This window comes from Microbacterium galbum (assembly GCF_032464915.1).
Lineage (GTDB): Bacteria > Actinomycetota > Actinomycetes > Actinomycetales > Microbacteriaceae > Microbacterium > Microbacterium galbum.
This window is the reverse complement of record NZ_JAWDIS010000003.1, coordinates 666,806-679,438: the sequence shown is the minus strand read 5'-3', so window position 1 is coordinate 679,438 and position 12,633 is coordinate 666,806. Positions and strand designations below refer to the sequence as shown.

The following is a 12,633-nucleotide window of genomic DNA, read 5'->3' as shown; positions in this document are numbered from 1 at the left end:
TCGAAGGGTCCGTGTGCAGCGCTCACGCGATCCGCACAACAGACAGTCTAGGCGCGCAGCCAGCGCCTTCGAGCGGGCCCACCAGCGGCGAACCTGGGACTTCGACCGGAGTCCGGAATGTCGGGGCGGATGACACCGTTGAGGCCCGAGAAGGAGAGTGATCACCATGTCCGATGTCCTCATCGACCGACCAGAGCTCGAGAGCCTGGGGCAATACGAGTTCGGCTGGCACGACACCGACGCCGCGGGCGCCGTCGCGCAGCGCGGCATCAACGAGGACGTCGTGCGCGGCATCTCCTCGCTGAAGTCCGAGCCGGAGTGGATGCTGAAGACCCGTCTGAAGGGGTACCAGCTCTTCGGCAAGAAGCCCATGCCGACCTGGGGCGCCGACCTCAGCGACATCGACTTCGACAACATCAAGTACTTCGTGCGCTCGACCGAGAAGCAGGCGCAGTCGTGGGAGGACCTCCCGGAGGAGATCCGCAACACGTACGAGAAGCTCGGCATCCCCGAGGCCGAGCGTCAGCGCCTCGTCGCCGGCGTCGCCGCGCAGTACGAGTCAGAGGTGGTGTACCACCAGATCCGCGAGGACCTCGAGCAGCAGGGTGTCATCTTCATGGACACCGACACGGCGCTGCGTGAGCACCCCGAGTTCTTCGAGGAGTACTTCGGCACGGTCATCCCCGCCGGCGACAACAAGTTCGCGGCGCTGAACACCGCCGTGTGGTCGGGCGGCTCGTTCGTCTACGTCCCCAAGGGCGTGCACGTCGAGATCCCGCTGCAGGCGTACTTCCGCATCAACACCGAGAACATGGGTCAGTTCGAGCGGACGCTGATCATCGCCGACGAGGACAGCTACGTCCACTACATCGAGGGCTGCACCGCCCCGATCTACAAGAGCGACTCGCTGCACTCGGCCGTGGTCGAGATCATCGTGAAGAAGAACGCCCGCGTGCGCTACACGACGATCCAGAACTGGTCGAACAACGTCTACAACCTCGTCACCAAGCGCGCCGTCGCCCACGAGGGCGCGACCATGGAATGGGTCGACGGCAACATCGGCTCCAAGGTGACGATGAAGTACCCCTCCATCTACCTCATGGGCGAGCACGCCAAGGGCGAGACCCTGTCGGTCGCCTTCGCCGGTCCCGGTCAGCACCAGGACGCCGGCGCGAAGATGATCCACATGGCGCCGTACACGCAGTCGTCGATCGTGTCGAAGTCCATCGCCCGCGGTGGCGGTCGCGCCGGTTACCGCGGTGAGGTGCGAGTGGATGCCAATGCGCACCACTCCGCCAACACCGTGCGCTGCGATGCGCTGCTCGTCGACACGATCTCGCGCAGCGACACCTACCCCGCGATTGACATCCGCGTCGACGACGTGCAGCTCGGCCACGAGGCGACCGTCTCGAAGGTCAGCGAGGAGCAGCTGTTCTACCTGCAGTCGCGCGGCCTCCCCGAAGACGAGGCCATGGCGATGATCGTGCGCGGGTTCATCGAGCCCATCGCCCGCGAGCTCCCGATGGAGTACGCGCTCGAACTCAACAAGCTCATCGAGATGGGCATGGAAGGCAGTGTTGGTTAAGTGACGACTGCGACCGAAACTCCCGCAGCCGCCGAGGGTCACATCGACCCGGCAGCCCTCGTGGCATCCGTCGTCCCGGTGCAGACGCGCTCGGAGCGGAAGACCTCGTTCGACCCGGCCGACTTCGGCACCCCCACGGGCCGCGAGGTCAACTGGAAGCTCAGCCCGATCGACCGGCTCGCGCCGCTCTTCGTCGACGAGGCCGGTCCGACCGGCGTCATCACCGTCGACGTCGAGGCGCCGGCCGCGGTCGAGCAGCTGCGCCTCGCCGCGGGCGACGCCCCGCGCGGCGAGCACTTCCGCCCGGAGGACCTCCCTGCCGCCCTCGCGTGGACGCACGAGGCCGAGGCGCCTCTGCTGCGGATCCCCGCGAACGTCGAGCTCGATGAGCCCGTCGTGGTGCGTCTGACCGGCACCGGCGGCCTCGCGCACGCTCATGTCGTCATCGAGGCGCAGCCGAACTCGCGCGGCACCGTCGTGCTGCGACACGAGGGCACCGCGACCCACGCGCAGAACGTCGAGATCATCGTGCGCGACGGAGCCGACCTCACCGTCGTCTCGGTGCAGCGGTGGGACGACGACGCGGTGCACGCGGCATCCCACCAGGCGCGCGTCGACCGCGACGCCAAGCTCACGCACGTCGTGGTGAGCTTCGGCGGCGGCGTCGTGCGCGTGAACCCCTCGGTCGAGCTCTCGGGCCTCGGCGCCGAGGGGCGTCTGTACGGCCTGTCGTTCTCCGACGCCGGTCAGCACCTCGAGTCGCAGGTGTACCTGCACCACAAGGGCCCGCACACCGTCGGCGACGTGCTCTACAAGGGCGCGTTGCAGGGGGAGAGCGCCCGGAGCGTCTGGATCGGCGACGTGCTGATCGGACCGGATGCCACGGGCACCGACTCCTACGAGGCCAACCGCAACCTCGTGCTCACCGACGGCGCGCGCGCGGATTCGATCCCGAACCTCGAGATCGAGACGGGCGACATCCAGGGCGCCGGCCACGCCAGCGCCACGGGTCGTTTCGACGACGAGCAGCTGTTCTACCTGCAGGCCCGCGGCATCGCCGAGGACGAGGCGCGCCGCCTGGTCGTGCTCGGCTTCCTCAGCGAGATCGTGCAGCGCATCGGCATCCCCGAGCTCGAGACCGAGCTCATCGAGGCGATCGAGCACGAGCTGGCCGAGGGGACCGCCGCGTGAGCGCGTCGCGCGTCTGCGCCCTGAGTGATCTCGTGCAGGACGAGGCGCGTCGCGTCCAGATCGACGGTGTCGCGATGGCCGTCGTGCTCGACGGCAACGGCGACGTGCACGCGATCGGAGACGTCTGCACGCACGGCGACATCTCGCTGTCCGACGGTTTCGTCGAGGGCGAGACGCTGGAGTGCTGGGCTCACGGCTCGGCGTTCTCGCTGAAGACCGGCCGTCCGCTGAACCTCCCGGCCTACGAGCCGGTTCCCGTGTACGAGGTCGTGATCGACGGAGACGACGTGCTCATCGATCCGTCCGTCACCAAGGCGACGGCCTGAGCCGCGCCGACACCAGAGACTTTACGAGTAAGGAACACCATGTCTGTCCTCGAGATCCGCGACCTCCACGTGACGGTCGAGACGGAGAACGGTACGACCCCGATCCTCAACGGCGTGACGCTGACCATGCGCACCGGTGAGACCCACGCCATCATGGGCCCCAACGGCTCCGGCAAGTCGACCCTGGCGTACACGATCGCCGGTCACCCGAAGTACACCGTCACGAGCGGCTCGATCACGCTCGACGGTGAGGACGTGCTCGAGATGAGCGTCGACGAGCGCGCTCGCGCCGGTCTCTTCCTGGCGATGCAGTACCCCGTCGAGATCCCCGGCGTCACGGTCACCAACTTCCTGCGCACGGCCAAGACGGCCATCGACGGCGAGGCGCCGGCGATCCGCAGCTGGACCAAGGACGTCAAGGGCGCCATGGAGAACCTGCGCATGGACGCGAAGTTCGCCTCGCGCAACGTCAACGAGGGCTTCTCCGGCGGTGAGAAGAAGCGCCACGAGATCCTCCAGCTCGAGCTGCTCAAGCCGAAGATCGCGGTGCTCGACGAGACCGACTCGGGCCTCGACGTCGACGCGCTGAAGATCGTGTCGGAGGGCGTGAACCGCGCGAAGGAGCAGACCGACCTCGGTGTGCTGCTCATCACGCACTACACGCGCATCCTGCGCTACATCCGTCCCGACTTCGTGCACGTGGTGGTCAAGGGCCGCATCGTCGAAGAGGGCGGCCCCGAGCTCGCCGACCGACTCGAGGAAGAGGGCTACGACCGCTTCCTCGAGGCCGGTACGCCGATCGACGCGTAAGATCGTTACATGACCGCAACCCTCGCTCCCGAGAAGTACGACGAGGTCACCGAGGCCCTGAAAGACGTCATGGACCCCGAACTGGGGATCAACGTCGTCGACCTCGGCCTCATCTACGACCTCGCGTGGGACGACGAGAACGACGCGCTCGTCATCCACATGACCCTCACCTCGGCCGGGTGCCCCCTGACCGACGTGCTCGAAGAGCAGACGGCTCAGGCCCTCGACAACGTGGTGGACCGCTTCCGCATCAACTGGGTGTGGATGCCGCCGTGGGGCCCCGAGCGGATCACCGACGACGGCCGCGACATGATGCGCGCCCTCGGTTTCGCGATCTGAGACCCGACTCTCGAACGCCCATCCCTTCGGGGGTGGGCGTTCGTCGTCGCGGCCCTTCGTCGTTGCCGGCCTGCGCCGTGTGTCGTCGTCTGACGCGCGCGCTGCGGGCCCTCGGGGCCGTCGTTAGGCTTTTCGCATGAGCGTCACCCCCCTGCAGGCCCTGCCCCAGGACCTCCTCCGTCAGCGCTCCAGCACGAAGTGGCGCTCGTACGGCGACGACGTCATCCCCATGTTCGTCGCCGAGACCGACTTCCCGCTCGCCCCCGCGATCACCGCGGCGCTGCAGCGTGCGGTCGAGATCGGCGACACCGGGTACACGCCGCCCCGCCCCGGCATCGATCTCGATTTCACCGCCTACGCCCACCGGCGGTGGGGCTGGACGATCGATCCGGCACGCGTGCGCTGGACGGGGGACGTGATGATGGGCGTGGTCGAGGTGCTCCGCGCGGTGACGTCGCCGGGCGACCGCGTCGTCGTGACGCCGCCGGTGTACCCGCCGTTCTACGACACGGTCGAGGAGGCCGGGGCCGTCGTGGAGCGCGTCCCCCTCGTCGACGACGGGGAGCGATGGAGCCTCGACCTCGGCGGGATCGAGGACGCTCTGGCATCCGGGGCCCGCGCGGTGCTGCTGTGCAACCCGCACAATCCCACGGGCACGGTGCACACGCGCGACAGCCTGGCCGCGCTCGCACGGCTCGCCCAGCGGTACGGCGCGAGCGTCGTCAGCGACGAGATCCACGCGCCGCTCACGCACGCGCCGGCGGTGTTCACCCCGTTCCTGGATGCCGGGTCGGAGGCCGCCGCGGTCGGGTACGCGGTGACGAGCGCGAGCAAAACCTACAACCTCGCGGGGCTCAAGTGCGCGGTCATCGTCACCGGGGCGGAGGAGACCGCGCAGGTCGTGCGCGCGCTGCCGTGGGAGGTCGAATGGCGCGCGGGGTTGTTCGGCGTGATCGCCAACCGGGCGGCGTTCGCGGCGGAGAGCGACCCCTGGCTCGACTCCCTGCTGGCGGCTCTCGACGAGAACCGACGACTGCTCGCCGACCTGCTCGCCGAGCACCTCCCGCTGGCCCGCTACCGTGCTCCCGAGGCCGGCTTCCTCGCGTGGGTCGACGTGTCGGCCTACGGGTGGGGCGACAATCCCGCGCCTTTCCTCCGCCGCGAGGCCAAGGTCGCGTTGCACCACGGCCCGCTGTTCGGCACGGAGGGGATCGGCCACGTGCGCATCAACGTCGGGTGCGCGCCGGAGGTGCTGCGCGAAGCGATCGAACGCGTCGGGGCGCTGGTGCCGCGACCCTGACGGCGGCGGGCGTCGTGCACGCAGGCCCCGCCCCGGGGCGCCGCGTCGGGCAGTGGTCGTCCACCGGCGAGGCTTCCGGGGCAGCGCGCCTGGCATCCGAGGATAGGTAAGGATATCCTTATCGGGTGAAGACCGCCACGCGCCCCGCTTACCGTCCGTACGTCGCCGTGGTGAAGTCCGCCCGCCGCCTGTCGCCCCACTTCGCCCGCATCACCTTCACCTCTCCGGATTTCGAGGTCTTCGGCATCGATCGGCGCGACCAGCGCGTGAAGATCGTCCTCCCCGGCGCCGACGGTCGCCTCTGCGACATCGGGCAACACGACCCCGAGGCCATCGACAACGGCGAGTGGTACACGCGGTGGCGCGACCTGCCGGAGGACGAGCGGATGCCGTTCCGCACCTACACCGTGCGGCGCATCGATCCCGCGGCGCTCGAGCTCGACATCGACTTCGTGCTGCACCACGACGCCGGCCCCGCCGGTGCCTGGGCGGAGTCGGCGATAGCGGGTGACAGCATCCTGGTCGTCGGTCCCGATGCGCGCAGCGACGATTCCGCGCAGGGCATCGACTTCCACCCGGGGACGGCGCAGCGTCTGCTGCTCGCGGGTGACGAAACGGCGGCGCCGGCGATCTGCGCGATTCTCGAGGGACTCGGTCCCGGCTTCGTCGTCGACGCCTTCGTGGAGGTGCCGACGGTCGACGACGCGCTCTCCGTCGGCCCGGGCGCCCTGCCCGTCACCTGGCTCGCCCGCGACGACCGCCCGCACGGCGAGGCCTTGATCGAGGCAGTCGAGGCGTGGGCCGCGGGATCCCGGGCGGTGCTGGAGCGCGCCGCCGCGCCGCGCCCGCAGGAGCTCGAAGACATCGACCTCGACGTCGACCTGCTGTGGGACAGCCCGGCAGACGGCGAAGGGGAGTTCTACGCATGGATCGCGGGGGAGTCGCAGACGGTGAAGACCCTGCGACGGTTGCTCGTCCAGGGGCACGGCGTCGATCGCAAGCGCGTGGCGTTCATGGGGTACTGGCGCGAGGGCCAGGTCGAGCGGACCGCCTAGGCGACCCGTACGAAAGGGCCCGGACGGGGATGCCGTCCGGGCCCTTTCGCGCGCGCGAACCCGCGTCCGCGTCCCGTCGCGTCAGCGCGAGGGCGTCGCGGTCTCGTGCAGGGTGTGGTGGCGCCCGATCGGCACGATCATCGGGCGGCCCGTGAGGGGATCGGGGACGACGCGACTGCGCAGCCCGAAGACCTCCTGCACGGTGGCTTCGGTGAGCACCTCGGCCGGGTCGCCCGCGGCGACGATACGCCCCTCCGCCATCGCGACGAGGTGGTCGGCGTACCGCGCGGCGAGGTTGAGGTCGTGCAGCACCATCGCGACGGTGGTCCCGCGTTCGCGGTTGAGGTCGGTGAGCAGGTCGAGCACGTCGATCTGGTGGCTGATGTCGAGGAAGGTCGTCGGTTCGTCCAGCAGCAGGACATCGGTCTCCTGCGCGAGGGCCATTGCGATCCACACGCGTTGACGCTGTCCGCCGCTGAGCTGATCGACGTGCCGGTCGGCGAGGTGAGCGGTGTCGGTGGCGTCGAGCGCGCGCGCGACGGCGTCGTCGTCGGCGCGCGTCCAGCGGGACAGCGCGCCCTGGTGCGGGTGGCGACCGCGACTGACGAGGTCGGACACCGCGATGCCGTCGGGAGCGACCGGTGACTGGGGGAGCAGCCCCAGCACGCGCGCGACCTGCTTCGTCGGCATCCGATGGATCGCCTTCCCGTCCAGCAGCACCTGGCCGGTGGTCGGGGAGAGCAGACGGGCCATGGCCTTCAGCAGCGTCGACTTGCCGCACGCGTTGGCGCCGACGATGGCCGTCACCTTTCCCGGCGGGAGGGAGAGGTCGAGCGCGTCGACGATCGTGCGGTCTCCGTATCCGAGGGTGACGCCCTCGGCGGTCAGGCTGCGCTCGACGGTCATCGTGACGTTCCTTCCACGCGGGAGAGGGGAGGGACCGGCTGTCCAGGGAGAGTCATAGCGACGTTCCTTCGGATCGGCTGCTGCGGACGAGCAGGAAGATGAGGTACGGCGCGCCGAGCACGCCGGTGATGACGCCGACCGGAAGGCGGGTGCCGAAGGCGTACTGCGCGGCGAAGTCGGCGACGAGCACCAGCAGGGCGCCGACGAGACCCGCGGGCACGATCGGTGAGCCCACCGGACCGAGCAGGCGCACCGCGATGGGACCGGCCAGGAACGACACGAACGCGATGGGGCCCGCCGCCGCCGTTCCGAAGGCGAGGAGCCCGACCGCGGCGACGATCAACAGCAGGCGGCTGCGCTCGACGGGGAGCCCGATCGCCGCGGCGGTGTCGTCGCCCATGCGCAGGATCTCGAGGCGCCCGGAGAGGATGACCAGCACCGGGCCGAGCACGACGACCGCGAAGAGCACCGGCAGGGCGCGGTCCCAGGTGGCGTCGTTCAGATTGCCGGTGATCCAGCGCATCGCGGCGGGGAGATCGTATTGAGCGGCGCGCGCGATGACGTACGAGACCACGGCCTGGCACATGGCGGCCACGCCGATGCCGATGAGGATGAGGCGCGCCCCCGAGCTGCCGTCGCGGTAGGCGAGGAGGTAGATGATCAGCGCGGCCGCGAGAGCCGCGGCCATGGCCAGGAACGACACCGCCGTCTCGCCGAGGCCCAGCACGACGATGCCGATCACCGCGGCGGCGCTGGCGCCGGTGTTGATGCCGATGACGTCGGGACTCGCGAGCGCGTTGCGCAGCATCGTCTGGAACACGACGCCGCCCATGCCGAAGCACAGGCCGGTCAGCAGTCCGGTCATCGCGCGCGGAAGGCGCAGCTCGCCGACGGTGAATGAGGCTCCCGCGACGCGCTGGCCGGTCAGGACGCCCCAGACCTCCGCCGGGGAGTAGAAGGTCTGCCCGAGCATGAGGCTGAGCACGAACGCCACGACGACGAGAGCGGCGAGCGTGCCGGTGACGGCCGCCCAGCGGCGGCGGCGACGACGTCGACCGGATGAGACGGATGCCAGGGTGTCGGGCGCGGCGGGCGGCAGAGCACCGGGGTGGGTCAGGGACGCGCTCACAGGGCCCTCATCTTCTGTCGGCGGACGAGGGCGATGAAGAACGGGGCGCCGACGAGCGCGGTGACGATGCCGACCTCGATCTCCTCGGGGCGGGCGACGACGCGTCCGACCACGTCGGCGAGGGTGAGCAGGGTCGCCCCGCCCAGCGCCGAGACGGGGAGCAGCCATCGGTGGTCGACGCCGACGATGAGGCGGAGCATGTGCGGGACGACGAGCCCGACGAAACCGATGGGGCCGGCCACCGCGGTCGCGGCGCCGCACAGGACGACGGCGCCGCCGGTGGCGATGAGGCGGGCGGTGCGCACGCGGGCTCCGAGGCCGGTGGCGAGCTCGTCGCCCAGCGCGAGGGTGTTGAGGGCGGGGGCGGAGCCCAGGCAGACGAGGAGCCCGACGAGAAGGAACGGCGCGACCTGGCCGATGGTCTCGAAGGTCGCGCCCCCGACGCCGCCGATCTGCCAGAACCGGAACACGTTCAGCACATCGGTGCGCGGAAGCAGGATCGCACTCGTGAGCGAGCTGAACGCCACGGCGGTGACCGCGCCGGCGAGTGCCAGGCGCAGGGGCGTGGCGCCTCCGCGTCCGAGTGAACCGATCGCGTAGACGAGGACGGCGGCGGCACCGGCTCCGAGCATGCCGATCCAGATGTACATCGAGGGCGAGCTCAGGCCGAAGAAGGCGATGCCCGTGACGATGGCGAGCCCCGCGCCGCCGTTGATCCCGAGGATCTGCGGATCGGCGAGGGGGTTTCGGGTGGCGCCCTGCAGGACGGTGCCCGACACGGCGAGGGCGGCGCCCACGAGGATCGCGAGGACGGTGCGCGGGATGCGCTTGGCGACAGCCGCGCTGGAGGCGGTGTCGGTGGAGCCGCCGAGGCCGGCCCAGACGTCGGCGGCCGTGACGTCGCGCGCGCCGAAGGTGACGGACAGGATCACCGCGACGACGAGGAGCACGACGAGAGCGGTGACACCGACGACGCGTCGCCGCCCCCAGTGACGCACGGGTGCGCCGCCGGGGGCGGTGACGGTCGGAGCGAGAGCGGTCATCGCGCCGACGGACGGAGGACCTGCATCAGGACGCGGCCTTCTCGGCGGCCGCGCCCACCAGTGCGATGTAGTCGTCGCCGTAGGTCGTGCCGATGTTGAGCGGGGTCGGGGTGATGGCCGACGACAGGGTCGACCCGCTCTCGATCACGGCGATCGCGCCGTTCTGCACGGCGGGCACCTTCGACAGCAGCGGGTCGGCCTGCATCGCCGCGATCATGTCGTCGCTGCCGTACGCGACCATCAGGTCGACGTCGGAGAACTTCTCGATCTGTTCGGTGCTGGGCGTGAACCAGAACGTCTCCGACGCGGAGGACTCCTCGGACACGTACGACGAGGGAGCGAGGCCGAGCTCCTGCAGGTATCCCATGCGCGGGTCGAGCGTGCTGTAGAAGCCGAGCGTCGACAGGTTCGTCGGGTCGAAGTACGTCAGCAGCGACTTCTTGTCCGCGAGGGCGGGGAACTTCGCCGCCTCGGTGCTGATGTGCTGCTCCTTCTCGGCGACGAGCGCGTCGGCCTCGTCCTTCAGTCCGAGCGCGGTGCCGTCGAGGGCCGTCATCTCCTGCCAGGTCGTGCCCCAGGCGACACCCTGATAGGTGACCACCGGTGCGATCTTGCTCAGCGTGTCGTACTGCTCCTGCGTCATACCCGAGTAGGCGGCCAGGATGACGTCGGGCTGGGCGTCGGCGATGGCTTCGTAGTCGTAGCCGTTCGACTCGTCCATGAGAACGGGCGTCTCCGCGCCGAGCTCGGCCAGCTTGTCCTTCGTCCAGGGGAGGAGTCCGTCGCCGTCCTCGTCGCCGTAGATGATCTTGGGCATCGCGACCGGGACGACCCCGAGGGCCAGTGCGACGTCCTGGTTGCCCCAGTCGACGGTGACGACGCGCTCGGGCTTGGCGTCGATCGTGGTTTCGCCGAAGACGTTCTCGATCGTGACGGGGAATCCGGCATCCCCGGACGCGGCTTGCTCCTCGCCCGGGGCGGCGGAGGTACCGGCGCAGCCGGTGAGGACGAGGGCGGAACCGACGGCGAGGGCCGCCAGAGCGCGGAATCGGGACACGAAGAGCCTCCTGCGTGTTAGGTAAGGATAGGCTTAGTTTAGGTCAGGCGTCGGGTGAGATTGCAAACCCGGATGCCGATCGCCCGGGCCGTCGTCTCGACGCCGAGACAACGGCATCCGGGGCGTTCGACGACCCTCGGTGTCGGTGATCCGCTCGCGCAGACCGCGGAGGAGCAGCGTTGTCGGCGGGCTCGCACGAGGTGCGCCGTATACTGGGTGGCTGGCCTCTCTCGGCCACTCACCCTTCCCCGACTGAACGGACGTTCGCTGTGCTCGCCGTGCACGACCTCGAGATCCGCGTGGGCGCCCGCGTGCTCATGTCCGACGTGGCGTTCCGCGTCTCCGACGGCGACAAGATCGGCCTCGTCGGGCGCAACGGTGCCGGCAAGACCACCCTCACCAAGGTGCTCGCCGGCGATCTGCTGCCCTCGAACGGTGGCGTCGACCGCTCGGGTGAGCTGGGCTATCTCCCGCAGGACCCGCGCTCGGGCGACCCCGAGATGCTCGCGCGCACGCGCATCCTCGACGCGCGCGGTCTCGGCTCGCTCGCTCTCGGCATGCACGAGGCCTCGATGGCGATGGGCGACGACGATGCCGCGGTGGCCGCCAAGGCGATGAAGAAGTACGCGCGCCTCACCGAGCAGTTCGAGGCCGCCGGCGGGTATGCGGCGGAGGCCGAAGCGGCATCCATCGCCCACAACCTCTCGCTTCCCGACCGCATCCTCGACCAGCCGCTGAAGACCCTCTCGGGTGGTCAGCGGCGCCGCATCGAGCTCGCGCGCATCCTGTTCTCGGACGCGCAGACGATGATCCTCGACGAGCCGACCAACCACCTCGACGCCGACAGCGTCGTGTGGCTGCGCGAGTTCCTCAAGGGGTACAAGGGCGGCCTCATCGTCATCTCGCACGACGTCGAACTCGTCGGCGAGACCGTGAACCGCGTGTTCTACCTCGACGCCAACCGCCAGGTCATCGACGTCTACAACATGAACTGGAAGAACTACCTGCGCCAGCGGGTGGCCGACGAGGAGCGCCGCAAGAAGGAGCGCGCCAACGTCGAGAAGAAGGCCACGGCGCTGCAGCTGCAGGCTGCCCGGTTCGGCGCGAAGGCCTCGAAGGCCGCGGCCGCGCACCAGATGGTCGCGCGCGCCGAGAAGATGCTGTCGGGCCTCGACGACGTGCGCCAGGACGAACGGGTCGCCAAGCTCCGCTTCCCCAAGCCCGCGCCGTGCGGCAAGACGCCGCTCATGGCCTCAGGCCTGTCGAAGTCGTATGGGTCGCTGGAGATCTTCACCGACGTCGACCTCGCGATCGACCGCGGCTCGCGCGTCGTCATCCTGGGACTCAACGGTGCGGGAAAGACGACCCTGCTGCGCATCCTCGCGGGCGTCGACCAGCCCGACACCGGGCAGCTCGAGCCCGGCCACGGCCTGAAGATCGGCTACTACGCGCAGGAGCACGAGAACCTCGACGTCAACCGCTCGGTGCTCGAGAACATGATGTCGTCGGCGCCGCACATCACGGCGACCGAGGCGCGCAAGGTGCTGGGGTCGTTCCTGTTCGTCGGCGACGACGTGCTGAAGCCCGCGGGCGTCCTCTCGGGCGGCGAGAAAACGCGTCTCTCGCTCGCGACGCTCGTCGTCTCGTCGGCGAACATGCTGCTGCTCGACGAGCCCACCAACAACCTCGACCCCGCCTCGCGCGAGGAGATCCTCGGCGCTCTCGCGCACTACGAGGGCGCCGTCGTTCTCGTCTCGCACGACGAGGGTGCCGTCGAAGCGCTCAACCCCGAGCGCGTGCTCATTCTGCCCGACGGCGTGGAAGACATCTGGGGCCGCGACTACGCGGACCTCATCACGCTCGCCTGAGAGGAGTTGATCCCGGATGCCGTG

At 69.7% G+C, this 12,633-nt stretch carries 12 protein-coding genes; 8 read left to right on the top strand and 4 right to left on the bottom strand.

Features of this window, described 5'->3' with window-relative positions; translation table 11 throughout:
• Positions 1 to 166 precede the first annotated feature (166 nt).
• The 7 genes from sufB to RWH45_RS16000 all read left to right on the top strand — a co-directional run bounded on the left by sufB (position 167) and on the right by RWH45_RS16000 (position 6,606).
• Positions 167 to 1,585: a Fe-S cluster assembly protein SufB gene (gene sufB / locus RWH45_RS16030; protein WP_315995852.1), complete on the top strand. Its 1,419-nt coding sequence runs from the start codon at positions 167 to 169 to the stop codon at positions 1,583 to 1,585.
• Entirely contained in the window at positions 1,586 to 2,776 is a 1,191-nt protein-coding gene (gene sufD / locus RWH45_RS16025; protein ID WP_315995851.1) for a Fe-S cluster assembly protein SufD, read from the top strand. It begins immediately after the preceding gene.
• Positions 2,773 to 3,102 (top strand): non-heme iron oxygenase ferredoxin subunit, encoded by a 330-nt coding sequence (locus tag RWH45_RS16020; RefSeq protein WP_315995850.1) that lies wholly within the window; start codon positions 2,773 to 2,775, stop codon positions 3,100 to 3,102. Before sufD ends, RWH45_RS16020 begins: the two co-directional genes overlap by 4 nt.
• 39 nt (positions 3,103 to 3,141) lie before the next feature.
• Complete coding sequence (sufC, locus tag RWH45_RS16015; RefSeq protein WP_058625386.1) at positions 3,142 to 3,912, top strand: Fe-S cluster assembly ATPase SufC; 771 nt, start codon at positions 3,142 to 3,144, stop codon at positions 3,910 to 3,912.
• Positions 3,913 to 3,921: 9 nt separating this feature from the next.
• Positions 3,922 to 4,251, top strand: coding sequence for a metal-sulfur cluster assembly factor (locus tag RWH45_RS16010; RefSeq protein ID WP_013586729.1), 330 nt, complete (start codon positions 3,922 to 3,924; stop codon positions 4,249 to 4,251).
• A gap of 136 nt (positions 4,252 to 4,387) precedes the next feature.
• Positions 4,388 to 5,551 (top strand): MalY/PatB family protein, encoded by a 1,164-nt coding sequence (locus RWH45_RS16005; protein WP_315995849.1) that lies wholly within the window; start codon positions 4,388 to 4,390, stop codon positions 5,549 to 5,551.
• A gap of 125 nt (positions 5,552 to 5,676) precedes the next feature.
• On the top strand, positions 5,677 to 6,606 hold the full coding sequence (locus RWH45_RS16000; protein ID WP_315995848.1) for a siderophore-interacting protein: 930 nt from the start codon (positions 5,677 to 5,679) through the stop codon (positions 6,604 to 6,606).
• A gap of 81 nt (positions 6,607 to 6,687) precedes the next feature.
• On the opposite strand, the gene RWH45_RS15995 is transcribed toward RWH45_RS16000, so the two are convergent.
• Genes RWH45_RS15995 through RWH45_RS15980 form a run of 4 tightly spaced genes read right to left on the bottom strand, consistent with a single transcriptional unit; the run spans position 6,688 to position 10,741 of the window.
• Entirely contained in the window at positions 6,688 to 7,512 is an 825-nt protein-coding gene (locus RWH45_RS15995) for an ABC transporter ATP-binding protein (RefSeq protein WP_315995847.1), read from the bottom strand.
• Between the two features lie 52 nt (positions 7,513 to 7,564).
• Entirely contained in the window at positions 7,565 to 8,641 is a 1,077-nt protein-coding gene (locus tag RWH45_RS15990; RefSeq protein WP_315995846.1) for a FecCD family ABC transporter permease, read from the bottom strand.
• The gene (locus RWH45_RS15985) at positions 8,638 to 9,684 is read right to left on the bottom strand and encodes a FecCD family ABC transporter permease (RefSeq protein WP_315995845.1); all 1,047 of its coding nucleotides are present in this window, start codon (positions 9,682 to 9,684) and stop codon (positions 8,638 to 8,640) included. The genes RWH45_RS15990 and RWH45_RS15985 overlap by 4 nt, the downstream gene beginning before the upstream one ends.
• Before the next feature lie 25 nt (positions 9,685 to 9,709).
• A complete protein-coding gene (locus tag RWH45_RS15980; protein WP_315995844.1) occupies positions 9,710 to 10,741 on the bottom strand; it encodes an iron-siderophore ABC transporter substrate-binding protein in 1,032 nt (343 codons plus the stop codon).
• 269 nt (positions 10,742 to 11,010) lie between these two features.
• Here RWH45_RS15980 and RWH45_RS15975 point away from each other — a divergent pair, with 269 nt between their 5' ends.
• A complete protein-coding gene (locus tag RWH45_RS15975; protein WP_136585782.1) occupies positions 11,011 to 12,609 on the top strand; it encodes an ABC-F family ATP-binding cassette domain-containing protein in 1,599 nt (532 codons plus the stop codon).
• Positions 12,610 to 12,633: the final 24 nt, after the last annotated feature.

Coding starts and splice junctions, on each gene's coding strand:
- RWH45_RS16010 (WP_013586729.1), top strand. CDS start 3,922: ATGACCGCAACCCTCGCTCCCGAGAAGTACGACGAGGTCACCGAGGCC.
- RWH45_RS15985 (WP_315995845.1), bottom strand. CDS start 9,684: ATGACCGCTCTCGCTCCGACCGTCACCGCCCCCGGCGGCGCACCCGTG.
- RWH45_RS16005 (WP_315995849.1), top strand. CDS start 4,388: ATGAGCGTCACCCCCCTGCAGGCCCTGCCCCAGGACCTCCTCCGTCAG.
- sufC (WP_058625386.1), top strand. CDS start 3,142: ATGTCTGTCCTCGAGATCCGCGACCTCCACGTGACGGTCGAGACGGAG.
- RWH45_RS15995 (WP_315995847.1), bottom strand. CDS start 7,512: ATGACCGTCGAGCGCAGCCTGACCGCCGAGGGCGTCACCCTCGGATAC.
- sufB (WP_315995852.1), top strand. CDS start 167: ATGTCCGATGTCCTCATCGACCGACCAGAGCTCGAGAGCCTGGGGCAA.